Raw genomic sequence first — 26,976 nt, 5'->3', positions numbered from 1 at the left:
CCCCGAAAAAAATGTCGAAAGAAGAACTTGACCAGTTAAAACGGTCAACCAAGTTCAAGTACTTCAATATACAAAAGTCTGAAATTGAGGCCATGGAGCGAACCCGGCGTTTGCACCAGCTCAAGCATCCTAATAATAAAGACCGCATTAACGCGGCCTTTTACCTGGCCTGGGATCCTCAGGCTTATAATTCACTGATCACCAATCTCGGTCACCTGGATATGGTGGTAAGCGAAGGTTTTTCGATAGCACCCAAAGTTGATACCGTAATTACTAAAATTGATACCGGGCTTGTCAACATCAATAAAAAGTTTAATAAGCCAGTGCTCATTATGCTTTCTAACTACGTTAACTATAACAACGTAAGCGGCGGTTTTGACAGTAAAGATGTTGAACGGATCATCAAAAGCAAAAAACTCCGTACAGGCTTTATTAACAGCATTATCAATAGCCTTACTAAACATAAATTCCAAGGTATTAATGTTGATTTTAATGAAATTAAAGATCGCAACAGCGCAGAGTACCTTACCTTTTTGCAGGAACTTTACAAGGCTCTGCACGCCAAAAATTTCCTGGTAACCCAAAATGTGGTGCCCGATGATGAAGCCTATAACCTAAAGAAATTACAGCATTTTAACGACTTTTTGTTTGTAATGGCTATTGATGAGCACTATGATGCCACCAATGCCGGCGACCTGTCAAATCAGCACTGGGTTGAACAGATACTGGACGACGTTTGCAGCCAGGTGCCCAGCGAAAAAGTTATTTTAACTTTTGCCGCGGGCGGATACGACTGGCCCGAAAAGAGTGTTGGCCATGCCATAGGTTACCAGCAAGCTATAAGTACCGCGCAGGAAAAACAAAGTAAAATTATTTTTGACCCGCTATCGGCCAACCTGCATTTTAATTATGTCGACCAGAATGGCCTTCCACATACCACTTATTTTACAGACGCCGCTACCAATTTCAACGTTATCCGAATGGCCGACGATTGGGCCACCGGTGGTGTAGCTTTATGGCGCCTGGGATCTGAGGATCCGCGTTTATGGTCGTATTTCCAAAAGAATCTTTCGATAGACTCTTTAAGAAAAACAGGCATCGATCTTAAAAAGCTAACTACGGTAGGTTTAAATAACCGTGTGAATGTTGATTATGATGGCGAAGGCGAAGTTTTGGATCTCATCACTACTCCTACTACGGGCCAGATAGACGTAAAACTGGATACCGGCAGCTATACCATTACCAATCAACAGTATATTAAACTACCCACCAAGTACGTAATACGCCGCTATGGCTATGCCCCTAAAAAAGTAGTTTTAACTTTTGATGATGGCCCCGATCCGGATTTTACGCCACGTATTTTAGATATCCTTAAAAAGGAAAATGTACCGGCAGCTTTCTTCGTGGTGGGCTCCATGGCCGAAAAGAACATGCAGCTGGTGCGGCGTGAATATGAGGAAGGCTATGAGATAGGTAACCATACATTCTTCCACCCGGATATCTCAACCATCAGTCTTGACCGGGTTATATTGGAGCTTAACTCAACCCGTAAGCTTATTGAATCCATAACCGGAAGAAGCACCATACTTTTCAGGCCTCCGTTTAATGCCGATGCCGAGCCACAAACCCTGGCCGAGGTTATCCCAGTAGCCGAGAGCCGCAGGCAAAGTTATATTACCATTGGCGAATCTATTGACCCCTGGGACTGGCAGCCGGGTGTAACAGCCGACAGTATTATTGCCCGTACCATCAGGCAAAAAGATAATGGCTCGATGATATTGCTGCACGATGCTGGTGGCGATACCCGGGAAGAAACGGTAAAGGCATTGCCCGAAATTATCCATTTCTTTAAATCGCACGGATACCAGTTTACCACCATTGCCGACGTGCTGGGCAAAACCAAAGCCGATCTGATGCCGCCTATTCCAAATGATCCGCATACAGGTATCCTGGGGCCGGTATATGACGTGGCGGTGCATGGCTATTTTTATATCAACTGGATACTCATCTATATATTTTTATCGGCTATTTTCCTGGCGATTGGCCGTATTGTTTTAATTGGAGTACTGGCCGTAAGGCAGCATGGCGAAAATAAAAAGATGGTAAAAGCCCGCGGCAACAATTTCCCATTGCCACCGGTGAGTATTATTGTGCCTGCTTATAACGAAGAGGTAAATGCCGTTGCTACCATACAAAGTTTATTAAAAACAGAATACCCATCATTTGAGATCATTTTTGTGGATGACGGGTCAAAGGATAAAACCTTTGAAGTGGTTAACTCCGCTTATGCCAATAATCCGCTGGTTAAAATACTAACCAAGCCAAACGGCGGTAAAGCATCGGCACTTAATTTTGGTATTACCCATGCTCAAAATGATTATGTGGTTTGTATTGATGCCGATACACAGCTAAAAACCGATGCCATTTATCACTTAATGACCTATTTTACCGATGAGGAAATAGGCGCAGTAGCGGGTACCGTAAAAGTAGGTAACGAAACCAATATCATTACCCGCTGGCAATCTATAGAATATATTACGGCGCAAAACATGGATAGGCGGGCATTTGACCTGATCAATAGTATTACTGTGGTGCCGGGAGCCATTGGCGCGTTCCGCAAATCGGCAATATTTAAAGCAGGCGGTTTTACTTATGATACGCTTGCCGAGGATTGCGACCTCACCATGCGCATCCTAAAGCAAGGCTATATTGTAAAAAATTGTGCCGAAGCCATTGCTTATACCGAAGCCCCCGAAACCATCAACATGCTGTTGAAACAACGTTTCCGCTGGAGCTTTGGCGTAATCCAGAGTTTCTGGAAAAACCGCGACGCGCTGTTCAACAAAAAGTATAAATTCTTTGGGATGGTGGGCATGCCAAACATTTTGATCTTCCAGATCATATTGCCGCTGTTTTCGCCGCTGGCTGACCTGATGATGATATTTGCCCTTTTTGGTGCCAAACCCGAGAAAATGCTATTCTACTATATAGCCTTTGTTTTGATCGATTTCATCGTGGGCATCATCGCCTTCCGGATGGAAAAAGAGGACTACAGAAAGCTCATTTACATTATCCCGCAACGTTTTATGTGGCGCCAGTTAATGTATTACGTTCTGTTTAAATCTATCAGAAAAGCATTAAAAGGCGAGCTGAGCGGCTGGGGTGTACTGAAACGTACAGGTAACGTAAAGGTTGAAAAAGAAAAGGAAAATCAGGTTTAAATCCTACACGTCATTGCGAGGAACAAAGCAAGCCCCTCACCCAACTCTCGTCAAAAAGTAATAACCCATGAAGTGGCTCAATCGCGCGGTATCGACTCATCCCGACATCGCTGCGCTTATCACCCATCTCTCCGCTTCGCGCATAGAGGGGATTTTCATTCCTTTTTTCTCTTTCCGCCGAAGGCGAAGAGAGGCAGGTCCAGCGAAGCGTAGACCGTGTGAGTCGGCTCTGCACCCTGCTATTTCTCAACAAGACCTATTCTATCTTTTCATGCGCTGTTACATGAGGGCTTCGTCGTTTAGAGGAGCCCCTCCCAAGACAAGCATCATGTCAATTGAGTTTATAGATATGCTTAATTTGGAAACTAAATACGCTGGAAATTAAACGATATTGGTCGGTACCAATTTTTACCTAATGACCAATAAGATACCTGCTATAAGGCCCTCATGGCTTCCATACCTGTTGATTTTATGTTTTAGTATATCCGCGCTTACAACCGTAGCGCAGGATAAAGGCGATGAGGATAAAACCATGGCCAACAGTGTTAAAACCCGCGATCAAAAAGCCATTGACGAGGCTATGCAAAGCTGGTGGCCGGCATCCATGAAAACACGGAACAGCCGGCTAACCTGGTGGCGCGACGCCCGTTTTGGGATATTTATACACTGGGGCATATACTCCTTACCTGCCGGCGAATGGGAAGGTAAAAATATCGGCGGCTATGCCGAGCACCTGATGCGCAAGGCTAAAATACCACGTTCAACCTACCTGGAACTGGCGCATCACTTTGATCCAACAAAATTTAATGCCGATAAATGGGTACAGGCAGCCAAATACGCAGGCATGAGGTATCTGATCATTACGGCCAAGCATCATGATGGTTTTGCAATGTATAACTCGCAGGTTTCTGATTACAATGTGGTTAAACAAACCGCCTGGAAACACGACCCCATGGTTGATCTGGCTGCGGCCTGTAAAAAATATGGCATTAAGTTCGGCTTTTATTATTCGCATGCTTTTGACTGGGAACACCCCGACGCGCCGGGTAACGATTGGGATTACCAGAACCCTGGAGGCGATCTGAACTTGTTTGGTGGCCGCGACTGGTACGATCTGCACCCGGAACTGTTACCCAAAGCGGTTAATTATGTAGATAAAAAGGCCATTCCCCAAATCAAAGAGCTCATCACCAAATATCATCCGGATATACTGTGGTTTGATACCCCGCAAAAACTACCGCTATCAGAAAACATCCGCATCCTGAAAGCCATCCGGGAAACCGACCCGAATATTATAGTGAACGGAAGACTGGCACGGGGCAGCGGTAATTTACAGCTGGGCGATTATAAAAACACCGCCGATCGCCCTGCAGAGTTTTTCCCTGTAATCGGCGATTGGGAAGCTATACCCACTACCAATGAGTCATACGGCTACTCTAAATTTGATAAGAGCCATAAACCGGTAAGCTTTTTTATTCGTTTACTGGCCAAAGCCACATCACGCGGGGGTAACCTCTTGATGAATATCGGCCCCATGGGTGATGGCGAATTTGCTCCGGAAGATACAGCTATTCTGCAAGGCATAGGCCGCTGGATGAGCAAAAATTCGGCAAGCATCTATCAAACAACTAAAACCGCACTACCCTATCAAAGCTGGGGCGTATCAACCCGAAAAAACAACTTGCTTTATCTGCATGTATTTAACTGGCCAAAAAATGGCCAATTGATAGTGGGTGGCTTAAAAAGCGGGATCAGCAAAGCATGGGTGCTGGCTGATAAAAAGGAGTTAAAGTTTAGCAGGCTCGATCCGCTTGATGTGGCCATTCATTTACCTGCACAGGCCCCCGATACCAGCAACACGGTTATTGTATTAGAAACAACAACCGGAAAGATAGAAACCGATACCGTACGCTTGTTGGCAAGCCGTGAAACAACCAATCGTTTACTGGCATTTGATGCCCGCCTGGAAGGCAAGGGCTTTGGTTTTGGTGACGGTAAAACCAGCAGCTATTATGTAGAAGGCTGGAAAAACACCAACCAATCTGTAAACTGGGATTTCAGGCTAATAGAGCCTGCTACCTATAAAATACTTTTAAAGTACGCGGCAGATAATGTTGATGAAGGCACTTATGAATTAAGTAGTGGAAACCATAAAGTAAAAGGCAGCGTTGAAGCTATAGCTAAAGGCGTACAGGTTAAAGAACAGGAGTTAGGTACTGTAAGCCTTGAACCGGGCGCGCATAGCCTGAGCATTACACCGGTTGAAATAAAGAAAGCCGGTTTAATGAAGATATTAGAGATACAGCTGATACCAGTGAGTACACCTTAGTCGCGTTCAATAAGGCAAACCGCGTAGGCTACTACACCTTCTTCACGGCCAATAAAGCCCATTTGCTCGTTAGTAGTGGCCTTAATGGATATATCCTCCTCGCTGATGGACGCGGCCTCGGCTATATAGGTTTTCATGGCCGGTATGTGCGGGTTTATCTTGGGCGCTTCCAGGCATACCATAGCATCGATATTGCCAATACTAAAACCCTTCTCTTTGATCAGCACTACCACATGCTGTAACAGTACCAGGCTGCTGATGCCTTTCCAGCGGTTGTCGGTATTGGAAAAATGAAAGCCTATATCGCGTAAATTCGCGGCTCCGAGTAAGGCATCACAAATAGCATGTAACAATACATCGGCATCCGAATGCCCGTAAGCACCGGAATGATGCTCCAGCTTTACGCCGCCTAAAACAAATGGGTGCTGTTCTTTTAACTGATGTACATCAAACCCAAAACCTACTTTTATCTTACCCATTACCGTTTACCCACATTTGATATACCGCCAAAATTTGCCGACAAGGTAAAGCGCAGCGTATTGGCTAAAGGACTATTTTGCTGGCTCGCTGCCAGGTATGAAAAATCGAAATTAAAAATATTATACTTCATGCCTAAACCCAGGGTTAGATAGTGCCTGTCGCCCTTATCTGGGTTTTCATAAAAATACCCGGCCCTAACCGCGAATTGGTGATTATACCAGTATTCAACCCCAGGCGAAAAGCTGATCTCTTTCAACTCCTCACTAAAACCTCCCGGAGCATCACCAAACGACTGGAATATACCCGCCGGTACAGATACATCATCATCGTGCCCTTTGATGATATTTCCATTCACATCGCGTATGGGAGGTGTAGGCACCAGTAATTTATTGATATCAAAAGTGGCGGTTAATTCATTGGTTTCGTCAAGCTCCCAGGTATTGGCCACGCCCAATTTTAAATTGGTGGGTAAAAAGTATTTAGGTCCTACATCGCTATAGCCTATTTTTGTGCCTATATTGGAGATATGCGCACCAAAGGCAAAAAGATTTTCACTACCCCAGGGCTTTTTATAATACAACGATACATCAGCAGCAATCGCGTTACCCGGCTTGTTAACCTGCCCCGATCCCTGCGCAAAGGATATACTTGATATGCTTGAACGTATATAACGCAGCGTTAATCCGAGCGACAGATTCTCGCCAAATTTACGGGCAAATGAACCGTCTATCGAAAACTCGTTTGGCGTATAAGTGCCCTGGTCATTTGACTGATCATCCGTTAATTGAACCGAACCGTAATTAAAATAACGGAGGGATGCTCCAATGGTATTACGATCATTCAGTTTATGTGCATAGCTCAGGTAGGAAAGGCTGATATCGGGCACCAAATGTCGTAACCAAGGGCTATAAGATAGCGAAAGTGCATCGTTACTCTCCAGAAAAGCGAGTTTGGATGGATTCCAGAAATTGGCATTAACGTCTGGTGAAATAGCCACACCAGCATCGCCCATAGCTCCCGAACGAGAATCAGGGGATATATTTAAAAAAGGCACCTGGACCGGTATCGCCTTAATATTGCTCCCATCAGTACTTGTACCTACAGGCGTTTGCGCAATAGCCGAAACCGGCAGCAGAAAGAGCACGGAATAAACAAGATAGCGAAAGGTAGAAAACTTCATTGGGTGAATTTAGCTTTTATAATTTAATTCATATACAGGTACTCCCAAAATTTACTCAGCATTTTTAAAAAACTATTGTAATAATTGCTCAATCAAAAAAAGCAAACCGGTGCAACTAATTTCAACAAATTTTCGTTCAAATGCCTGATAATAGTTTGAATTATTTTGAATAATGGGTTGTGTGCATTAGCATTATATCCATTTTTTTCTAAATTTACCCTATAATATAACCGTAAAAATATGAAAATACTTTTTACTAAAACTGCTTTCGTGCTGTTGGCTGTAAGTGCCGTGGTAAGCAGCTGCAGTAAACAACACGAAACTTCGCAAAAAACCGGGATCACTTATAACGACAAAAACAATGGTGGTTATGTGCGGTTCAGGCAAACCCATCCCGCACCGGGCCCGGGTCTGGTACCCATTGAGGGTGGTACTTTTGTGATGGGTGGCAGCGCTGACCAGGATGTTGCTTATGACTATAATAACGTAAAACGCAGAGTAACTGTCCCATCTTTTTACATGGATGAAACCGAGGTATCTAACCAGGATTGGCTTGATTACCTGCATTGGACGGCTATCACTTTCCCGAATGACCGGGAGTTATATTATGATGCTTTGCCCGATACCCTGGTATGGCGTAAACCCTTATCGTACAATGAGCCTTATGTAGATAATTACCTGCGTCATCCTGCTTTTCAGGACTATCCTGTAGTGGGTGTAACCTGGGATCAGGCACAGGATTATTGCCAATGGCGTACCGACCGTACCAATGAAAATATTTTACGTGAATCGGGCCGAATGGTGGCCTGGAAGGATTTGAATGGTGGCAAAAACGGGCAACCGGCTGCATCAACAGAACCTTACAATAATGACATGTACCTTAACGGTCAGCAAAGAGGTCCCGGGTTTGACGGCAAGAAAATGATGCCGGATCTGAGTCCAAATGCCCAGGCCGGCACGGGCAAAAACGGCAAGCCCGTAAGGCCAGTACGTATGGAAGATGGTATACTAAAACAAGGTTACCGTTTACCTTCGGAAGCTGAATGGGAATACGCGGCTTTAGCTTTAGCAGGCAATACTCAGTTTGAAAACATCGACGACGGTAAAATGTACCCATGGAATGGTTTGGGCGTACGCTCGGCCAAGAGCAAAACCCGTGGTTTAATAATGGCTAACTTTAAACGTGGTGCTGGTGATAACGCTGGTGTTGGTGGTTACTTGAATGACAAGGCCGATATTACCGCTCCGGTACGCTCCTATGCACCAAACGATTTTGGTTTGTATAACATGGCTGGTAACGTAAACGAATGGGTTGCTGATACCTACCGCCAAACCTCATTTGAAGAGTTTGATGACTTTAACCCCTTCCGTGGTAACGAATACACCAACAAACGTATGGCCGATCCATCAAAAGGTCTTTACGCCAAAGACAAATACGGTCGCCCGATCAAAGATCCGGCAAAAGCCAACAGAAAATTAAAATACAGTGAGCTTTTAGCCTTGCAAGGTCAGCGTCCGGACTCAACCAATGCAACACAGGCTGCCCCTGTAGCAAATGGCAGCGTAGCAGCTGCCAATGCGGCAAGTGCTAATGCACAATTAGCTGTCCGCAATTCGGGTAAAGCATTTAATCCCGATTTGAGGGGAGACAAGGATACCGTTAACCTTGCTCTATACGGAAACACTACGCTTGTTAACAACCGTTCAAAAGTTTACAAGGGTGGCTCATGGAACGATATGGCTTATTGGCTAAACCCGGCTACCCGTCGCTTTATGGATCAGGACGAAGCCAGCGCCGAAATCGGTTTCCGCTGCGCGATGACCCTGGTTGGCGCGCCGGAAATTTACCCGAATGGCAAACCACATTACGGTGTTAAAAAGGCCAAAACTTTTAAATCAAAATAAAATATTCTTCTTATTTATAAAAAAAGCCATCTGGTAAACAGATGGCTTTTTTTATACTCATATTTTCAGCTCCATGTATGGAGGCTTCCTTGTAGTCTTCTTTAACAACAAAAAGGCTCCGTTATTTAGCCATCTTCCGCTACAGCTTCATTTCATCATATATAATCAAAGGATAATATCCGCATTCTGTGATAATCAATTAATTTAAAAAAATGACTATGCGCTTTAATACGCCTGTTTTCCTTATAACAAAAAAAGCCCCGGCCTATATAGCCAGGGCTTTTTTTGTTCAATAGTATTTTATTGATAACCTTCGTTTTGCGTTAAGTTCGGATTTGCATCCCGCTCACGTTTAGGTATCGGAAATATCAACTTTGGTGAATTCCACACGTAAGTATCAGTTACATTACCATCATCGTCATGGAGTATTACCGATTCATGATAACGTTTTAAGTCGTTTAACCTGAAACCTTCAAAAGCAAGCTCAACTCTGCGTTCCTGCTTAACGGCAGCAAATAAACCATCAAAATCTGTTGCTGTGGTATTATCTAATTTAGCCCGGTTCCTTACTACATTTATATCTGCTGCAGCACCGGTTAAATCAGCAGATGGCTTTCTTAACCTCGCTTCTGCTCTGATCAAATATACTTCGGCTAAACGCATCAAAAGAATATTGCCATACAGGTTGTTAAATTTTGAAGTAAAGGTATCACCTCCCGAGTCTGTAAATTCATTGGCCCTGTCATCGCCTTCTTCATAACGGTCAAAATGCTGTTGATTTATTACAGTTTCGCCACGCCCGCCAAAATTGCTGGCTGCAAAAACTTCATTTAGTGCATTAAAGCCCGACTGGCTCGACATTTGAATAGCAAAAATATCTTCGGAAGTATTAAATACGTGTGTGGCCTGAGGAGGAACCTGAAACTCATCAACAAATTTGGGCACCAGAGTAAAATCACCGCTGTTGATCACTTTAGATGCTTCAGTTTCTGCAAGTACAAAATTTTCCTGGGTAAGGTAAATCCTCGCTAAAACAGTTGATGCAGCTGATGAGCTTGCATAAGTCGATCTCCCAACTACAAGATTAGCTTCCGCTTCCTGCAAATCGGCAATAGCTTGCGCATATACCTCGGCTACGGTATTACGTTTCACTTTTTGTATACCTGCTATTGTAGTAGTGGGTGTAAGGACAATCGGTACGCCAGGGTTTGAAGAAGGGGTACCGTCATTCCAGGCCTTACCAAATATTCTTACCAGGTCAAAATAGGTCATACCGCGTAAAAACTTGGCTTCTGCCTGTACCCTTACCTTTTTACCTTTCGCAGTATCAACTAAATTGATATTAGCCAAAACCGTATTACACACGTTTATAGTATTATAGCCACTATTCCAAACACCTTCAACAAAAGCATTGTTAACAGTGATCGTTTTATTACTTAGCTCCGTATATTCTGAAAATGAGCCAAAATAGGAGAAATCGCCATCATCGCCCAAAAAATCAGTAGTTGACATGAGCCTGCCACCATAAATACCCCGTAAAGCGGCGGCAGTATATGCGCCAATCAGCACACCTTCAACATCTTTAGAGTTTTTTATCGCCTGATCTGCCTCAACATCGTTTTGAGGCTTAATATCTAGTTGCTTTTTGCAACTGGAGCTATACAGCATTACCAATGTACTTAATGCTATGATTGAATATTTAATTTTTTTCATCTTTTTCAGCTTAATTTAAAAGCCCACGTTAATTCCAAAAGTGATTGTTTTAGCCTGTGGTGCAGCATAAAAGTCATAGCCCTGGGTTATATTTCCCGAAAAAGCATCTGAATTTAACTCCGGATCCCAGCCTTTATATTTGGTCCAGGTCGCGAGGTTAGTTGCCTGTGCATATATTCTAAGGCTCTGCAATTTAATTTTGGTCAATATCTCCTTGGGGAAATTATAACCTATAATAATATTTTTTAACCTTACATATGACCCATCCTCAATATATCTTGAGCTTGGGCTAATACCGTTACCACCAAATAAACGAGCCTGTGGTACATTGGTAATATCGCCTGGCTTTTTCCATGAGTTTAGCTGATCAATGGTTTGATTGTCATAACCATTGCTACCGCTTGATGACATGTACTGCCCAGCTCCGTTATAGATGTTGTTGCCCTGAACAGCTTGCAATAAGAAACTAAAATCAAAACCCTTAAAAGCTACCGAGTTGTTTAAGCCCGCTATATATTTAGGGTTTGGATCGCCAATTTTAACTGGCGTTGCCTGGTTATAATCATTGGTTTTAGTCCTGTCGCGCTGACCATTTCCCATATCTGTGTTTTTGTAATAAAGCGCATCACCATTAGCAGGGTCAGCGCCTGCAAATTCTGGTGCAAAAAACACGCCCAATGGCTGGCCTTCAACTGCACGGTTTACGGCATCGCCGCTGCCGGTAATCACCTGCCCTTTCAAATCGGTAATCTTGTTGCGGTTAATGGATAGGTTAACGCTGGTTGACCACTTAACCACACCAACAAGGTTTTTGGAATCAATTTGCAGCTCAAATCCTCTATTTTGCAGTTTACCCAAATTTTGAGTAATAGTTGTATAGCCCGAAGTACCAGGTACCTGTACATTTAATAAAAGATCCCTTGTTTTTTTCTGATAAACATCAAACGTTCCAGCTAAGCGCCCTTCGAAAAAACCTATATCCAAACCAAGATCAGCTTGTGCGGTAGTTTCCCACTTCAAATCAGGGTTGGGTAGTTGCGTTGGCCTTGCACCCGCTACACCAGCGTAGCCAAATGCACTAAATAGTCCGCGTGCCGGGAAATTACCAATCTCGGAGTTGCCTGTAAGACCATAACTGGCTCTTAACTTTAACTCAGAAACAAGTTGTTGTTTCTTCATAAAGCTTTCTTCTGAAACAACCCAACCCACTGAACCTGCAGGGAAAAATCCATAACGGTGATTGTCACCAAATCTTGATGAACCATCAACACGTCCACTTAATGACAGCAAGTATCTCTCGTCATATTTATAATTCACCCTACTGAAATATGACAATAAGGAGTAAGCCGAAGTAGTTGATGATCCTGAAATAATGTTTGCCGAACTGGTCAACTTTTTATAAGCATCACTCGGAAACTGCGTACCCTGTAATTGGTTAAGATCATTTTGTTGCCTTTGATAGGTCATACCGCCAACTGCGTCTATATGGCTTTTATCAATATCCTTCGTAAACTGCAAAAAGTTGTTTGTGTTAAAGTTTACCGATGATACTGACGAACTGAAACCTGTTCCATTTGGTGTAGAAGTATTACGAACAGTAAGGCTGCCGGTATAAGTATCTTCGCCAGAATTTAATATATCAACGCCAACCTCTGATCTGAAATTTAAAAAGGGAAGTAATTTTACCTGCGCAAAAACATTCCCCAGGTTGCGGTAATCCGTTGTTTTATAATAACCATCGATAGCATTCAGTATCGGGTTAAAATAAGTAGGATAATTAGTGTTTGGTTCGCCTGTTGTTGGATCTAAAGCGCCACTGACCAAGCCGGTACGCGGGTCAATTGCCGGTGTAATTGGAGCCAAAGCTACAATTTGCATCGGTGTTGAAAACGCGTTATCATTATCTAAACGATTATTTCTGGTACGCGAAATACTTAAGTTTGCACCCACAGTTAACCAACTAGTAGCCTGGTTCTCGATATTAGTTCTGAAACTATATTGGTTAATTGAATTATTGAGCAGATATCCTTTTTGGTTATTATAGGTGCCTGACATATAAAACTTGGTTTTATCATTACCACCAGAAAACACCAAGTTATAGTTTTGTACAGGCGCGTGCTGTACGATCTCATCAAACCAGTTGGTATTTACCTTATAGGTTTTATAATCATCATTACCAGCCGAGTATCTTTTTAACCTCGCCTCGATTGAAGCTGATGAAACCCCTCCGTTTTCAGCAGCTTCACGCATATAGGCAACGTATTGTTGAGCATTCATAAACTCACGTTCATGTGTGGGTTTGCTAAAACCGTAATATTGATTATAACTAATATTTGTTTTACCCGCTTTACCCTTTTTTGTTGTAACCAATACTACCCCATTTGATGCCCTTGAACCGTAGATTGCAGCTGCAGAAGCATCTTTCAATATTTCAATAGATTCAATATCATTTTGGTTGAGATCCACCAGCGGATTGGTTGACGCACCATTAGTCGAAAAATCATCAACCGTAATAGGCAAACCATCTACTACATATAGCGGCTGGCTGCCGGCCGATACCGACGAAGCACCGCGTACACGTACCTGTATGCCCTGGCCCAGCTTACCATTCTGCGCTTGTATGTAAACACCCGGTGTTCTGCCTTGTATTGCCGACTCTAAACTGGGTACAGGGATGTTTGCAATATCTGCTCCTTTGACCTGAGATACAGAGCCCGTTAATGATCGCTTACTCTGTGTTCCGTAGCCTACAACCACTACTTCAGAGAGTTGTTTTGAATCTGACTCCAGTTGTACATTTAGAGGTTTGTTACTAATGGAAGCTTCGATTTCTTTAAATCCAAGAAATTTAAAAACCAGCACCTTTGCGGTAGCCGAAACGGTGAGGCTGAATGTACCATTTGGACCGGTTTGAGTGCCTGTTCCCTGAGCCCCCTTCACAGTTACACTTACCCCAGGTAAGGGCGAACCGTCTTTCTGATCTGTTACTTTACCTGTAATAACACGGCTTTGTGCTAAACCAAATGTAATACAAGAAAACAACAACAAAATTGTTAGTAAATTTTTCTTCATATAATCAGTATTGAGTTAAAAACTCAAGCTAATAAAAATCGGGGGTAAAAACAATAAAAATCTTAAAAAAGCGTTGCCTTTGTTGCGATTTGTATCAAATACTGGTCAAAACTAACTAATTGATGATCAAAATTTTACCTAAACAGAAATATCGACCAATTACCGGTGATATCGTCCATTTTTATAAAAAAACACCCAGAACAAGTGTTTCTACTGTGTAAATATGTATTGAATAAGATTTGCACCCATTTTTAGTGCTTTTAAGCGTGCTTCCTGGGTATCACCGGCATAAGTACCATAATCTTCCCATCCATTACCTAAATCGCACTCATAGGTATAGAAACACACCAAACGGCCTTTGTAGATGAGCCCAAAGCCCTGTGCCCGTTTACCATCGTGTTCATGGATCTTGGGTAATCCATTAGGGAAAGGGTATTTTTGATGATAGATAGGATGATTAACCGGCAATTCCACAAAATCAAACTCCGGAAAAACCTTTTTCATTTGCGGACGAATAAATTTATCGAGGCCATAATTATCGTCGATATGTAAAAAACCGCCTCCGGTTAAATACTTGCGCAGGTTGCGGGCTTCCTGATCGGTAAATATCACGTTGCCGTGGCCGGTCATAAATGTGAAAGGATAATTGAACAAGGAACTGCTGCCCACTTCCACTACGTCATCATCGGCTTCAAAATTTGTTTTTAAATTTTCGTTACAAAATTTGATCAGGTTGGGGAGTGCTGTACGGTCGCCATACCAATCACCGCCGCCATTATATTTAAGCCGTGCAATTTTATAAGTAGGATTGTTAAAACCGCTCATCAGTATGATGGCTGTAAAAGCAATTACAAAAATCTTAATGGTCTTCATACGCGGTTCAAAAAGTTCACCTCAAAGCAGGCCTCAAGTGCCGCGGTTTCGGTGCGCAGGCGGCTTATACCTAAAGTTATGGGTTTAAACCCGTTTTGCAAAGCGCTTTCTATTTCGGCAGGGGCGAAATCGCCTTCAGGCCCTATCAATATCAGGTAACGGCCCTGTTGTTGTAATTCATCACGCAGACTAAGCTTGTCGCCTGGCTCGCAGTGAGCAATATACTTTTGCCCGTCAAACGGACGTGTCAGTAGCTCATTTAGTTTCACGGGCTCGTTTAAAACGGGATGATAGGCTTTAAGGGATTGCTTTGTCGCAGCGGTAATAATCTTGTTAAGCCTCTCGGTCTTGGCCTCCTTACGCTCAGATCGTTGACTGATGATCAAGGATATTTCATCAATACCAATCTCTGTAGCTTTTTCCAGAAACCACTCCAGGCGCTCTATATTTTTCGTGGGGGCAACTGCTAAATGCAGGTAATGGTTACGCTTATTAAAATCAGTTGTAACCGAAGTAATACTTAATATGGTACGTTTGGGGTGGGCATCATGTATAAACGCGGTATAAAATCCTCCGCGGCCATCAATTAATTGAACTTCGCTGCCTGCTTCCAACCGCAACACACGAATGGCGTGTTTACTTTCTTCCTCACTAAGAAAGTACTGAGGGTGTGCGGAGTCGATATCAGGTGTGTAGAATAGATGCATTTGATTAGTATCAAGTAGTTAGTATCAAGTATCACGACAGCTGCATTTACTTCAAGTAGTTAAAAAATCTTGATACTTGATACTAACTACTTGATACCTGCTACTAATGCAAATCTACCGTATCTTCTTCATTGATCAGCAATTCCAGTTTAACTGATTCGATGTTCTGGTCCGATTTCCGGAGCACGGTGATATTATATCCGTTTGATTCTTTTTGTTCACCTACATCGGGGATCTTACCAAAGATATCGCCCAGCCAGCCGGATACAGTATCAAAGTCGCCATCCTCGGGCAGATCATGCGGCAAATGCTCATTTACATCATATATCGATGCCAGGGCATTTACAATAAATTCACGATCATTTACTTTTTCAACGATAGGCTTTTCCTCATCGTATTCGTCCTGAATATCGCCTACCAGCTCTTCCACAATATCTTCCAGGGTAACCATACCGGCGGTACCGCCAAACTCATCAAGCACAATCGCTATTTGAATGCGTTTCTGCTGCAGCTCGGCCATCAGATCGTTGATCTTTTTAGTTTCGGGAATAAAATAAGGTTTGCGGATAATATTTTTGAGTACGATCTCTTCATTACGGGCCAGCAATGGCAAAATATCCTTGGCGTGTACAATCCCGATGATCTTATCTATCACGTCATCATAAACAGGCATGCGCGAATATCCCTCTGTAATGATCATATCCAGCAATTCTTCTTTGGTGGAATTGATGTCGACGCCCGATATTTTAGTACGCGGTACCATGATATTTTTTACCACGCGTTCATTAAAATCAAATACGTTTTGGATCAGTTCATGCTCGTTTGAATCCAGAGCGCCTGATTCTTTACCTTGCTCAAGCAGATATTGTAATTCTTCGGAGCTGTGATGGGCCTCTCCGCCTTCTAAAGTATTAATGCCTAAAAGCTTAAGGATAAAATTAGCAAAGCCGTTTAGCAACCAGATTAATGGCTTAAAGAATACAAAGAAAAATCTGAGTGGAAGAGAAACCGCCAACACCGTGCGTACCGATTTTTGAATGGCTATTGATTTGGGAGCAAGCTCACCAAATACAATATGCAATACCGTAATAAAGGTAAAAGCCAGAATATGGCTTGCAGTAATAAACCCGTTTGAAAGATTTATCCCTACAGCCATAAAGCCTCTGATCACGATGTTTGTGGCAACTTCTTCGCCTACCACACCCAATGCCAGTGATGCGATGGTAATACCTAATTGCGTTGCCGCAAGGTAACCATCTAAATTATGTAATATGCCACGTGCAACTTTGGCAACCCCGCTTCCCGATTTGGCTTTTATTTCAATTTGTGAGCCTCGTACCCTTACCATGGCAAACTCGGCGGCTACGAAGAAACCGTTGAGCAAAACCAGAAATACGGTTGCAATTAAATAAAAGGTACTTATTTCGTAATGCGCGGGGTCCATCTATTAATTATTGCGTGACAGGAAAAGTAGTCTTATACAATTCCAAACTTTCTTGTATTACCTTATGGGCATAACGTACACCCAGCAAATGCTCAATGGTTACGTTTTTGCCTTCCAGTTTCTTGTAATCTTTAAAGAAACGTACAATCTCGGTCATGGCATGCGGGGGCAGCTCATTCAAGTCGTTAATATAATTTACCGACATATCATTTTTGGCTACCGCGATAATCTTATCGTCCTGCTCGCCATTATCAACCATGTGCATTACACCTACTACTTTGGCCTCGATGATCGACATCGGGAATACGTCAATAGAGCATAACACCAGGATATCAAGCGGATCTTTATCGTCACAATAAGTTTGCGGAATAAAGCCATAATTGGCCGGATACATTACCGACGAAAATAAAACACGGTCGAGTTTTAATAACCCTGAATCTTTATCAATTTCGTATTTAGCTTTTGAACCTTTGGGGATCTCGATGATCGCATTAACAACTTCAGGAATATTATCACCAGGAGAAACCTGGTGCCAGGGGTGTTGTGTACTCATTTAGTATATTCTGTTTATATTATTTATTTTCTTTTGCTTCTATTATTTTCTTTCTGATATACGCTACAATCAACGGAATAGAAGTAGCTATGATCAACCCTAAAACAATGTATTGCAGATAATCTTTTAACTGAGGGAAACGTTTTCCCAGAAAAAAACCGCTCAGGGTAAACGCGCATACCCAGGTTATACTGCCTATAAAGTTAAATAAAGTAAACCTCTTTATATCAACCTTTACCACACCTGCAAATATAGGGGCAAATGTTCTAACTATAGGGAAAAATCTACCTAAAATCAATGCCATGCCGCCATACTTGTTATAAAAATCGCTGGCCAGCGTCACGTATCGTTTTTTAAAGAACAGGGAATCATTCTTGTTGAACAATACCGGCCCCGTTCGATAGCCGAACCAATAACCGGCAAAATTGCCTAATACACCGGCACCTATAAGCGATAAAACTAATGTGGATATAGATACGTCGACTTTCCCTGCCGCGCACAGCAGGCCTGCCATGAACAGCAGATAATCTCCCGGTAAAAAAAAACCAAAAAACAGGCCGGTTTCAGCAAACACAACAACAAGCAGGAGATAAAACCCTCCCCTGCTTATAATGGATTGAGCGTCCGTTAAATTTTGAAGGTATTCCCAAAAACTTTCCATTCACTATATCTGTAAAACTACAAATATTAAATCAATTTGCAGTTATCCAGTAACCGATTAAATAAACCGGGTAATGAAATCTGGGTAAACACCGATAAGAATAGTTACCAGCGCCGAAATGATAAATACTATTTTATAATAAGCAGGTACTACCAGCTCTGTACGGTCGGCCGAGCGGAAGTACATAGCAATAATAACCCGGAAATAGTAAAAAATGCTGATGATGGCATTTATCACCGCTATAATAACCAGCCAAACATGGTACTTGGCAAGAGCTCCCGAGAACATGAAGAATTTACCCATAAAGCCGGCCGTAAGCGGTATACCAGCCAATGAAAGCATAGCTATGGTTAATACAAATGCCAGGAAAGGATTACTCTTACCCAAACCATTAAAGCTTTCAAAATTGTCGCTGCCGCTTTGTTGCTGAACCAGGATCAAACTACCAAAAGCGATGATCGAAGCGATAGAGTATGCTGTTGCATAAATAAATACCGAATTAGCCGAGCCAGAACCTAATGCCACAATAGCAAATAACAGGTAACCCGCATGTGATATGCTCGAAAAAGCCAGCATGCGTTTAAAGCTTTGCTGATACAATGCGGTAATGTTCCCTATAAATAAAGTGATAACGGTGATAACCAATATGATCGGCACCCAGAAATCTGACAGTGGCGCGAAACAAGCCGAGAACAGACGCAGGAAAGCGGCAAAGCCAGCGGTTTTTACCACAGTCGACATGAACGCGGTGATGAGCGTTGGCGCACCTTCGTACACATCCGGCGTCCAGAAATGGAATGGTGCCGCGCCTACTTTAAAGCAAAGCCCTACAATGATCAGTCCTACACCTGTGTAAAACATAGGATCGGTGTGCGGATGTGCTACAACCCAATCGCGGATCGCTTCCAGGCTAAATGAGCCTGTTGTGCCATATAATAACGTGATACCAAACAACAGAAAACCTGTTGAAAAAGCCCCCATTAAAAAGTATTTTAAAGCAGCTTCGTTTGATGCGAAATCACTTTTCTTGATCCCCGCCAGGATGTACAAGCTTACCGACATAATCTCGATACCGATAAACAACATCACCAGGTTGTAGAACGATACCATCACAATGATACCCGCCAATGAGAACAGGATAATAGCATAGTACTCCGCCACGTGTTTACTGATCTTATCAAAATATCCTTTTGACAACATCAGGATAAGCACAGTAGCTATAATAGTAATGCCGGAAAACGCGATAGAGAAATTATCAAACATCATCATACCGTTGTATATAGGCAGGGCAACATTATTCCATTGGGCAATAGCTAAGCCTAAGGCCGCCAGCAAACCAATAATAGTAACCGGTAATAACGCTTTTGTGGCTTTATACAAGCCCAGGTACAAAAGCACTATTGGTAAAACAGATATGATGATTAAAGTATTCATTTTATATTTTAAAAGCTCTGTAAGGTTATCTTCTCTTATACAGGGTTTATTATTATTTAATGTTTATTGATCGTATTAAATTATTAACAGCCGCTTCTGATATATGCAGAATAGGATGCGGATAAACACCTATTACGATGATCAGCACGCAAATAATACATAAGGTTAGTTTTTCAGATCCGCTAACATCGGTAAAAGTAGCGGTTAACTCATTGGTTTCGCCCTGCATTACATTTTTGTACATCCGCAGCATGTATACCGCACCAAAAATAATGGTTAAACCGGCAACGGTAGCCAGTGCAATATTGAAATAATGATATGCACTATATTCAAATACACCGTTAAGCAGTAAAAATTCACCCACAAAACCGTTGGTTAAAGGCAAGCCTACCGTACCTAATACTATAATTAAAAAAGCTATTGAAAATTTTGGCGCAACCTTGGCTATACCGCCAAGCTGGCTGATATCGCGGGTATTTAACCTGCGGCTGATGATATCCCAGATCAGGAACATACCTACCACATTGATACCATGGCTAAGCATTTGTATCATGGCTCCCTGTACGCCTATACTTGTCCACGCAAATATCCCCGCGGCTATTAGGCCAACGTGTGCTATAGACGAATAAGCCACCAGTCGTTTACCATCCTTTTGGTTAAAGGCGATCAGTGAAGCATATATGATACCGATCACCGCTAATATCATCACCAGGCTTTGCCATTGTAAAAAACCAAGCGGCGCATTGGGTATTAACCAGCGGATAACACCATAGATACCCATTTTAAGCATAATACCTGATAACATCATGGTACCGGCAGTTGGTGCTTCGGTATAGGTATCGGGTTGCCAGGTATGGAACGGAAACAATGGCATCTTGATGGCAAAGGCCAGGAAAAATGCCCAGAATACCAGCGACTGATGTTTTGCATCCAACCCAAGGCGGTAAAACTCATGAATATCATATGTTTTGCCCGGCGACTGCAGGTACAGGTAAATGATACCTATCAGCATAAATAACGAACCGGCAAACGTGTATATAAAAAACTTAATGGTAATGCGGATACGATTTTCGCCACCCCATAAGGCACATATAAAATAGATAGGGATAAGCGCTGCTTCCCAGCCTACGTAGAACAAAAATCCGTCTAAAGCTGTAAATACAACTAACATACCGGCCTGCATAAACAATATCAAACCGTAAAAAGCACCTTCGTTATTGTGTTTGTGCTGATAGGTTGATAAAATAACAAGTGGTACCAGCAAGGTGGTCAACAGTATCATGATCATACTGATACCATCGATACCGGCGCTAAAGTAAATGCCAAATTTAGGTATCCATGGTACGTCTATAGCAAACTGGGTACTTGCATCGGGTATAAATTTGCTTAAAAATAAACCGGCAATTACCAGTTCGGCAACTGAAAGAAATAATGCTGCATGTTTGGCAACCCCATTTTTTAATAAGGCTACTATAACTGCGGCTACTACTGGTAAAAATATTAATATACTAACGGTCATGTTATATGGTAAACGCTTATCGTTTATATTTTAGTTAATCCAAATATGCTATACGCCAATACAGCAATAATTCCAAGTACCATGATAAATATGTAGAAACCTACATTACCGGTTTGCAATAAACGCAAGCCTTTACTGGTTTCCATAGTACCCTTACCCAATCCGTTCACCAAACCATCAATACCCAGGCGCTCCACCACATTATAAAAGAAGGTGGACAGAAAATCCAAAGGTTTACGGATGATCATATCATAAAGCTCATCGATATAAAACTTGTTGTAAGATAGACTAGTCAATGCCGGGCGCTCTTCTGTATCTGCAACCGGTATGCTGCCTCCTTTTGCATACTTAACATATGCATAAATTAAGGCTACGAGAGCTACTGCTACCGAAATACCCATCAGCAGAAACTCTGTAGGAGCAGACATTTCATGTTCGCCCAATATTGCGTTTGATTTTTCAAACACAGGGGCCAAAAACTGCTCCAATAGGTGATGACCACCTAAGACTTTAGGCCTTCCGATAAAACCAGCTGTAGCGGACAGCACTGCAAGCACAATCAATGGGATAGTGATAGTTGCCGGCGACTCATGTAAATGATGTTCCTGCTCATGCGTACCACGGAACTTTCCGTAAAAAGTAAGGTAAAGCATCCGGAACATATAGAATGAGGTGAGCATGGCAGTAAATACACCGATGGCATAAAAGGTGGTGCTATGCGCGTAGGCATGGGCCAAAATTTCATCTTTTGAAAAGAAGCCCGAGAAAGGCGGGATACCAGCTATGGCGATAGTACCTATCAGCATAGTAACAAAGGTTAATTTGATCTTCCCTTTTAAGCCACCCATTTTGCGCATGTCCTGCTCGCCGCTCATGGCATGGATCACCGAACCAGCACCCAGGAACAATAAAGCTTTGAAGAAGGCATGTGTTAACACGTGGAAGAAAGCACCGGTGTAAGCACCAACGCCCAAACCTAAAAACATGTAACCCAATTGTGATACAGTTGAATAAGCCAGTACCTTTTTAATATCGGTTTGTGTTAAAGCAATCAGCGCCGCAAACAAGGCCGTTGCCAAACCAATGATGGCTACCAGCTCCATCGTAAATGGCGACAGAGTATAGAAAATATTGGAACGCGCTATCATGTAAATACCGGCGGTAACCATGGTAGCCGCATGTATCAATGCCGATACCGGTGTTGGGCCGGCCATCGCATCGGGCAACCACGTAAATAATGGTAATTGAGCCGATTTACCAACAGCCCCCACAAAAAGCAATAAAGTTATAGCAGTTAAAGGCACCGCTTCTTTCGCGGTTAAAGCTGCTGCTTTAGGAAATATGGTAGCAAAGTCAATGCTGCCAAAAAAATGTATGATCAAAAATATGCCTAATAAAAAGCCAAGGTCACCAATACGGTTCATGACAAAGGCTTTCTTGGCGGCATCGGCATAACTAGGATTGGTATACCAGAAACCGATAAGCAGGTACGAACATAAACCTACGCCTTCCCAGCCAATAAACATGATGAGATAGTTTGAACCCATCACCAGTAAAAGCATAAAGAACACGAACAGGTTGAGGTAGGCAAAGAATTTACCAAAGCCATTATCATCATGCATATAGCCTATTGAATACAGGTGGATGAGGAAACCAACACCCGTAATGATCAACAGCATGATAGCACTTAACTGGTCGACCAAAAACGCAAAATGAATTTTAAGTTCGCCAACAGAGATCCAATCGAAATAAGTAATATTAATAGGATGGACCGATGATTTGATCTGGAAGAAAACCGCCAGACTTAAACCAAAAGACACCAGTACCAGCAGGCTGCCAATAAAGCCGATTACGTTTTTTGATAATGAATTGCGGCCAAGTCCGTTAATAATAAAACCGGCTAACGGTAATATAGGAATAAGCCAGATGTATTGATTCATAAGCCCCCTCTAAATCTCCCCCTGAAGGGTGAGACTTTTAGTTTTTTATTGTTTTATTTATATGCCTTCCTCGCAGAAGGTGTTAATTAGTTATTCATTTTCTAACCCTCCCCCTTCAGGGGGCCGGGGGGCTCTACCATTTCAGCCTGTTCAGCACGTTGATGTCGATCGAATTGGTATTACGATATATCATCACGATGATGGCTAAGCCAACCGCTACTTCTGCAGCAGCCAATGCCATAATAAAGAACACGAAAACCTGTCCGCTGGCATCACCACGGTAAACCGAGAAAGCAGTAAGCAGCAAATTTACAGCGTTAAGCATCAGCTCGACAGACATAAAGATCACGATAGCGTTACGGCGTATCAATACACCCACTACACCTATCGAAAAAATGATGGCACTTAATAATATGTAGTGATTAAGCGGTACCGCGTGTATGGTATTTGTTAAACTTTCCATTATGCAGTTTTAGGGTCTTTAGTAGCCAGCAAAACAGCGCCTACCATTGCCGATAACAGCAATACCGACGATACTTCAAACGGCAGTAAAAATTCATTGAACAATACTTTACCCAGGTTTTTCACCAGGCCCAGATCGGGATTTTTTAATATCACCGGGTTTGATGCGGCTACCAGTTTTAAGGATGATGCCAAAGCAACCGCCAATATACCGCCGCCAAATACACCCGCTATTTTTACCATAAACGGCTTAACAGGTTCGCTCTCTTTGTTGAGGTTGATCAGCATCAGCGTGTACAGGAACAATACCAGGATAGCCCCCATGTACACAATAAAATTAACGATGGCCAAAAACTGGGCATTCAGTAAAATATAGTGAATTGTGAACGTAAAAAAGGTAAGTATCAGGTAAAGGATACTATGTACCGGGTTTTTGGCCGAGATAACCAATATCGAAAAGAATATGGACAAAAACGCGATGAAGTAAAATGTACTCATGTTTATATTTACAAAATACCCTTTCCCATTAAAGTTTGGGCAAAGGTATAAAACTTCTTTATTGATTTAAGGGCGCCTCTACTAATTTGTCTTTACCGTAAATAAAATCCTTGCGCAAATAATCGGCAGGAACGTGATCACCGTCAAGATAAATAGCTTCTTTAGGGCAGGCCTCTTCACACAGTCCGCAGAAAATGCAGCGCAGCATATTTATTTCATAAACAGCAGCATACTTTTCCTCGCGGTATAAATGCTCCTCTCCTGGCTGACGTTCAGCGGCAGTCATCGTAATGGCTTCGGCCGGGCATGAAAGGGCGCATAGTCCGCAGGCGGTACAGCGTTCCTTACCATTCTCATCGCGTTTTAGCGAGTGCATCCCTCTGAAGTTTTCTGAATATTCACGCTTTTCTTCAGGATAACTGATGGTAACCGGTTTCTTGAAAAAGTGTTTCATGGTAGTGGCAAGACCACCAGCAATGGCCGGCAGGTAAGCACGCTCTAAAAAATTGAGTGGCTTTACTTCCAGTACTTTTTTCTTATTACTTAATGATTCCATTTTAATTAATATCCTAAGTGTGTAAGCAATGTACTACCTATACCGGTAAGCACAATGTTGGCAATAGCCAGTGGTATTAATATTTTCCAGCCCAGGTCCATCAATTGGTCATAACGGAAACGTGGTATTGTCCAGCGTACCCACATGAAAAAGAAAATGAACAGGAATATTTTAGCAAATAATACAACCACCCCTATAATTGCTGCCGGATTTGCGCCAAGGCTCGCAGCAACATCGTCCATAAACGGATAGTTATACCCCCCCCAATATAAGGTAGCCATTACCGCCGATGATATAAACATGTTGATATACTCCGCAAACAGGTAAAAACCCAGTTTCATGGATGAGTACTCGGTATGATAACCACCTACCAGCTCGGTTTCGCACTCAGGCAAATCAAACGGGGTACGGTTGGTTTCGGCAAACGCGCATACAATAAACAGGATAAAACCAAGCGGCTGACGTATTATATTCCAGTGCCAGCTATGTTGTTGTTCGGCGATCTCTTTTAAACTCAGGGTACCGGTCAACATCAAAAGGGCAATGATGGATAAACCCATCGAAATTTCGTAACTGATATTTTGCGATGCCGCGCGGATAGCGCCAAGCAGCGAATATTTATTATTTGATGCCCAGCCGCCTATCATCACACCATAAACGCCTAATGATACCACGCCAAATATGTAAAGCACACCTACATTGATATCAGTAACCTGTAAATCAAAAGTATGGCTACCTATAGAGATAGCCTTCCCCCATGGAATAACCGCCGAACCTATACACGCTGTTAATATAGCCAATGACGGTCCCACGATAAACAGGAAACCTGTAGCGTTGGTCGGGATGATCTCTTCCTTTAAAAACATTTTGCCACCATCGGCCAGAGGCTGTAAAATACCCCACGGTCCGGCACGGTTAGGGCCAATCCTGTCCTGGAAAAATGCTGCTACCTTACGCTCTGCGTAAGTAGAGTACATGGCTACAACCAGGCTGATAGCGAATACGATCACTATCAATACAATCCTAAATATTAAGTCGGCAGTTTCCATTATAAACGGGTATCCCTTTCAAATTGTTCTTTATTCGCTTCCATCAACACCGGGTTGGTTTTAACCACTGGCAGCGGTGTAAATTCGTAATGATTGGAGCTGATCACCGATTTGTGCGATATCTTGCGCGGACCTTCGATAACCCAATCAGCTGTTTTCTTTTTATCAAAACGGCAGGTATTGCAGATAAACTCCTCTACCTCGCCATAAACATCTTTACGACCGGTTACCCTGATCACATCCTCGCCTTTATACCACAAAGTTGTTTTTCCACAGCATTTATCACAATCGCGATGCGCGTCGACCGGTTTGGTGAACCAAACCCTGTTTTTAAAGCGGAAAGTTTTATCGGTTAACGCACCTACCGGACAAACGTCGATCACGTTGCCCGAGAAATCGTTGTCAATTGCTTTTGATATATAGGTTGAGATCTCAGAGTGATCACCCCTGTTCAGGATACCATGTAAACGGGTATTGGTGATCTGATCGGCCGTGAACACACAACGGTAGCAAAGGATGCAACGAGTCATGTGCAACTGGATCTTATCGCCGATATCAATTTTTTCAAATGTACGGCGGTCAAACTCATAACGGGTTTTAGCCGCGCCGTGTTCAAAACCTAAGTCTTGCAGGTGACATTCGCCAGCCTGATCGCACACCGGGCAATCCAGCGGGTGATTGATCAATAACATCTCCACCACACCTTTACGGGCCTCAATTACTTCGGGCGAGGTAATATTCTGCACTTCCATGCCATCCATTACCGTAGTACGGCAAGAGGCTACCAGTTTGGGCATAGGGCGCGGATCTTTCTCAGAGCCTTTGCTTACCTTAACCAAACAGGTGCGGCATTTACCGCCACTGCCTTCCAGCTTGGAGTAATAGCACATAGCAGGCGGAACAATATCGCCCCCTATCTGCCTCGCGGCATTTAGTATGCTTGTTCCTGGTTCTACTTCAACGGGTATTCCGTCTATGGTTACTTTCATTTTTAAGTCAAAATTAAAAATTCAAAAGTCAAAACTACTTTTGAAGATTAATAATTATTGAGGCAATGATCTTTGAAAGCTCATCAGCTTCGTTAATCAAATCTTTTATTTTATCCTTCTCCACATTTATAGTGTCTCTGATCAAACAGAGCCAATATTTTGTTTCGTTTGAAGATTTTAAGGCTATCGTGTAGAAGTTCTTAAAATCTTTTACTGAGCTTCCGGACTTGCCTTCCACTACATTTGCTCCTATTGAAGTTGCACTTCTAAGCAACTGGTCAAAAATCGAAAAGTAAATTCTATCGTAGTTTGCTGTTGATATAAATTGAATCACCTCTTTTGAAAATTGATAACATCTATGTTTGATGTCAAAAGGCTTTTCACTCAATGC

21 protein-coding genes are annotated in these 26,976 nt (G+C 42.6%); 3 read left to right on the top strand and 18 right to left on the bottom strand.

Features of this window, described 5'->3' with window-relative positions:
* Positions 1 to 11 precede the first annotated feature (11 nt).
* Together ACTJKG_RS25040 and ACTJKG_RS25035 are read left to right on the top strand one after the other, a co-directional pair.
* Positions 12 to 3,221 carry a glycosyltransferase gene (locus ACTJKG_RS25040; protein WP_440740710.1) on the top strand — a complete coding sequence of 1,070 codons (3,210 nt, stop codon included), beginning with the start codon at positions 12 to 14 and terminating at the stop codon, positions 3,219 to 3,221.
* Between the two features lie 415 nt (positions 3,222 to 3,636).
* The gene (locus tag ACTJKG_RS25035; RefSeq protein WP_440740709.1) at positions 3,637 to 5,550 is read left to right on the top strand and encodes an alpha-L-fucosidase; all 1,914 of its coding nucleotides are present in this window, start codon (positions 3,637 to 3,639) and stop codon (positions 5,548 to 5,550) included.
* On the opposite strand, the gene ispF is transcribed toward ACTJKG_RS25035, so the two are convergent.
* Positions 5,547 to 6,029 carry a 2-C-methyl-D-erythritol 2,4-cyclodiphosphate synthase gene (gene ispF, locus ACTJKG_RS25030; RefSeq protein ID WP_076375898.1) on the bottom strand — a complete coding sequence of 161 codons (483 nt, stop codon included), beginning with the start codon at positions 6,027 to 6,029 and terminating at the stop codon, positions 5,547 to 5,549. The two genes, ACTJKG_RS25035 and ispF, sit on opposite strands and share 4 nt — an antisense overlap.
* Complete coding sequence (gene porV / locus ACTJKG_RS25025) at positions 6,029 to 7,210, bottom strand: type IX secretion system outer membrane channel protein PorV (RefSeq protein WP_172335735.1); 1,182 nt, start codon at positions 7,208 to 7,210, stop codon at positions 6,029 to 6,031. The genes ispF and porV overlap by 1 nt, the downstream gene beginning before the upstream one ends.
* 240 nt (positions 7,211 to 7,450) lie before the next feature.
* Between porV and ACTJKG_RS25020 the strand changes: the two genes are divergently transcribed.
* Positions 7,451 to 9,115, top strand: a complete 1,665-nt coding sequence (locus ACTJKG_RS25020) for an SUMF1/EgtB/PvdO family nonheme iron enzyme (RefSeq protein ID WP_172335736.1) — start codon at positions 7,451 to 7,453, stop codon at positions 9,113 to 9,115.
* 300 nt (positions 9,116 to 9,415) lie between these two features.
* Here the strand turns inward: ACTJKG_RS25020 and ACTJKG_RS25015 are convergent, their stop codons facing one another.
* The 16 genes from ACTJKG_RS25015 to ACTJKG_RS24940 form a co-directional block, all read right to left on the bottom strand.
* Positions 9,416 to 10,828, bottom strand: a complete 1,413-nt coding sequence (locus tag ACTJKG_RS25015; RefSeq protein ID WP_172335737.1) for a RagB/SusD family nutrient uptake outer membrane protein — start codon at positions 10,826 to 10,828, stop codon at positions 9,416 to 9,418.
* Between the two features lie 15 nt (positions 10,829 to 10,843).
* Positions 10,844 to 13,900, bottom strand: coding sequence for a SusC/RagA family TonB-linked outer membrane protein (locus tag ACTJKG_RS25010; RefSeq protein WP_440740708.1), 3,057 nt, complete (start codon positions 13,898 to 13,900; stop codon positions 10,844 to 10,846).
* 210 nt (positions 13,901 to 14,110) lie between these two features.
* Positions 14,111 to 14,773, bottom strand: coding sequence for a DUF4159 domain-containing protein (locus tag ACTJKG_RS25005; protein ID WP_440740707.1), 663 nt, complete (start codon positions 14,771 to 14,773; stop codon positions 14,111 to 14,113).
* Entirely contained in the window at positions 14,770 to 15,480 is a 711-nt protein-coding gene (locus ACTJKG_RS25000) for a 16S rRNA (uracil(1498)-N(3))-methyltransferase (protein ID WP_440740706.1), read from the bottom strand. The genes ACTJKG_RS25005 and ACTJKG_RS25000 overlap by 4 nt, the downstream gene beginning before the upstream one ends.
* A 103-nt stretch (positions 15,481 to 15,583) precedes the next feature.
* Positions 15,584 to 16,924 (bottom strand): hemolysin family protein, encoded by a 1,341-nt coding sequence (locus tag ACTJKG_RS24995; protein WP_172335740.1) that lies wholly within the window; start codon positions 16,922 to 16,924, stop codon positions 15,584 to 15,586.
* A gap of 7 nt (positions 16,925 to 16,931) precedes the next feature.
* Positions 16,932 to 17,477, bottom strand: coding sequence for an inorganic diphosphatase (locus ACTJKG_RS24990; RefSeq protein ID WP_172335741.1), 546 nt, complete (start codon positions 17,475 to 17,477; stop codon positions 16,932 to 16,934).
* 19 nt (positions 17,478 to 17,496) lie between these two features.
* Positions 17,497 to 18,138 carry a DedA family protein gene (locus ACTJKG_RS24985; RefSeq protein ID WP_172335742.1) on the bottom strand — a complete coding sequence of 214 codons (642 nt, stop codon included), beginning with the start codon at positions 18,136 to 18,138 and terminating at the stop codon, positions 17,497 to 17,499.
* 57 nt (positions 18,139 to 18,195) lie between these two features.
* Entirely contained in the window at positions 18,196 to 19,572 is a 1,377-nt protein-coding gene (locus ACTJKG_RS24980; RefSeq protein ID WP_172335743.1) for an NADH-quinone oxidoreductase subunit N, read from the bottom strand.
* Positions 19,573 to 19,624: 52 nt separating this feature from the next.
* On the bottom strand, positions 19,625 to 21,091 hold the full coding sequence (locus ACTJKG_RS24975) for a complex I subunit 4 family protein (RefSeq protein ID WP_172335744.1): 1,467 nt from the start codon (positions 21,089 to 21,091) through the stop codon (positions 19,625 to 19,627).
* 23 nt (positions 21,092 to 21,114) lie between these two features.
* On the bottom strand, positions 21,115 to 23,031 hold the full coding sequence (nuoL, locus tag ACTJKG_RS24970; RefSeq protein ID WP_440740705.1) for an NADH-quinone oxidoreductase subunit L: 1,917 nt from the start codon (positions 23,029 to 23,031) through the stop codon (positions 21,115 to 21,117).
* Between the two features lie 133 nt (positions 23,032 to 23,164).
* Entirely contained in the window at positions 23,165 to 23,494 is a 330-nt protein-coding gene (gene nuoK, locus ACTJKG_RS24965) for an NADH-quinone oxidoreductase subunit NuoK (RefSeq protein WP_172335746.1), read from the bottom strand.
* Positions 23,494 to 23,991: an NADH-quinone oxidoreductase subunit J family protein gene (locus ACTJKG_RS24960; RefSeq protein WP_172335747.1), complete on the bottom strand. Its 498-nt coding sequence runs from the start codon at positions 23,989 to 23,991 to the stop codon at positions 23,494 to 23,496. The genes nuoK and ACTJKG_RS24960 overlap by 1 nt, the downstream gene beginning before the upstream one ends.
* A 58-nt stretch (positions 23,992 to 24,049) precedes the next feature.
* Positions 24,050 to 24,547 (bottom strand): NuoI/complex I 23 kDa subunit family protein, encoded by a 498-nt coding sequence (locus ACTJKG_RS24955; protein ID WP_172335748.1) that lies wholly within the window; start codon positions 24,545 to 24,547, stop codon positions 24,050 to 24,052.
* 5 nt (positions 24,548 to 24,552) lie between these two features.
* Positions 24,553 to 25,596 (bottom strand): NADH-quinone oxidoreductase subunit NuoH, encoded by a 1,044-nt coding sequence (gene nuoH / locus ACTJKG_RS24950; protein ID WP_172335749.1) that lies wholly within the window; start codon positions 25,594 to 25,596, stop codon positions 24,553 to 24,555.
* Positions 25,596 to 26,585 (bottom strand): 2Fe-2S iron-sulfur cluster-binding protein, encoded by a 990-nt coding sequence (locus tag ACTJKG_RS24945; RefSeq protein ID WP_172335750.1) that lies wholly within the window; start codon positions 26,583 to 26,585, stop codon positions 25,596 to 25,598. Before ACTJKG_RS24945 ends, nuoH begins: the two co-directional genes overlap by 1 nt.
* Before the next feature lie 34 nt (positions 26,586 to 26,619).
* Positions 26,620 to 26,973 carry a four helix bundle protein gene (locus ACTJKG_RS24940; RefSeq protein WP_172335751.1) on the bottom strand — a complete coding sequence of 118 codons (354 nt, stop codon included), beginning with the start codon at positions 26,971 to 26,973 and terminating at the stop codon, positions 26,620 to 26,622.
* Between the last annotated feature and the right edge of the window lie 3 nt (positions 26,974 to 26,976).

Source organism: Mucilaginibacter sp. 22184 (assembly GCF_052045695.1).
GTDB lineage: Bacteria > Bacteroidota > Bacteroidia > Sphingobacteriales > Sphingobacteriaceae > Mucilaginibacter.
Note: the sequence above shows the minus strand (reverse complement) of the source record. Positions and strands in the feature narration are given on the sequence as shown.

Coding starts and splice junctions, on each gene's coding strand:
- ACTJKG_RS25040 (WP_440740710.1), top strand. CDS start 12: ATGTCGAAAGAAGAACTTGACCAGTTAAAACGGTCAACCAAGTTCAAG.
- ACTJKG_RS25035 (WP_440740709.1), top strand. CDS start 3,637: ATGACCAATAAGATACCTGCTATAAGGCCCTCATGGCTTCCATACCTG.
- ispF (WP_076375898.1), bottom strand. CDS start 6,029: ATGGGTAAGATAAAAGTAGGTTTTGGGTTTGATGTACATCAGTTAAAA.
- porV (WP_172335735.1), bottom strand. CDS start 7,210: ATGAAGTTTTCTACCTTTCGCTATCTTGTTTATTCCGTGCTCTTTCTG.
- ACTJKG_RS25020 (WP_172335736.1), top strand. CDS start 7,451: ATGAAAATACTTTTTACTAAAACTGCTTTCGTGCTGTTGGCTGTAAGT.
- ACTJKG_RS25015 (WP_172335737.1), bottom strand. CDS start 10,828: ATGAAAAAAATTAAATATTCAATCATAGCATTAAGTACATTGGTAATG.
- ACTJKG_RS25010 (WP_440740708.1), bottom strand. CDS start 13,900: ATGAAGAAAAATTTACTAACAATTTTGTTGTTGTTTTCTTGTATTACA.
- ACTJKG_RS25005 (WP_440740707.1), bottom strand. CDS start 14,773: ATGAAGACCATTAAGATTTTTGTAATTGCTTTTACAGCCATCATACTG.
- ACTJKG_RS25000 (WP_440740706.1), bottom strand. CDS start 15,480: ATGCATCTATTCTACACACCTGATATCGACTCCGCACACCCTCAGTAC.
- ACTJKG_RS24995 (WP_172335740.1), bottom strand. CDS start 16,924: ATGGACCCCGCGCATTACGAAATAAGTACCTTTTATTTAATTGCAACC.
- ACTJKG_RS24990 (WP_172335741.1), bottom strand. CDS start 17,477: ATGAGTACACAACACCCCTGGCACCAGGTTTCTCCTGGTGATAATATT.
- ACTJKG_RS24985 (WP_172335742.1), bottom strand. CDS start 18,138: ATGGAAAGTTTTTGGGAATACCTTCAAAATTTAACGGACGCTCAATCC.
- ACTJKG_RS24980 (WP_172335743.1), bottom strand. CDS start 19,572: ATGAATACTTTAATCATCATATCTGTTTTACCAATAGTGCTTTTGTAC.
- ACTJKG_RS24975 (WP_172335744.1), bottom strand. CDS start 21,091: ATGACCGTTAGTATATTAATATTTTTACCAGTAGTAGCCGCAGTTATA.
- nuoL (WP_440740705.1), bottom strand. CDS start 23,031: ATGAATCAATACATCTGGCTTATTCCTATATTACCGTTAGCCGGTTTT.
- nuoK (WP_172335746.1), bottom strand. CDS start 23,494: ATGGAAAGTTTAACAAATACCATACACGCGGTACCGCTTAATCACTAC.
- ACTJKG_RS24960 (WP_172335747.1), bottom strand. CDS start 23,991: ATGAGTACATTTTACTTCATCGCGTTTTTGTCCATATTCTTTTCGATA.
- ACTJKG_RS24955 (WP_172335748.1), bottom strand. CDS start 24,547: ATGGAATCATTAAGTAATAAGAAAAAAGTACTGGAAGTAAAGCCACTC.
- nuoH (WP_172335749.1), bottom strand. CDS start 25,596: ATGGAAACTGCCGACTTAATATTTAGGATTGTATTGATAGTGATCGTA.
- ACTJKG_RS24945 (WP_172335750.1), bottom strand. CDS start 26,585: ATGAAAGTAACCATAGACGGAATACCCGTTGAAGTAGAACCAGGAACA.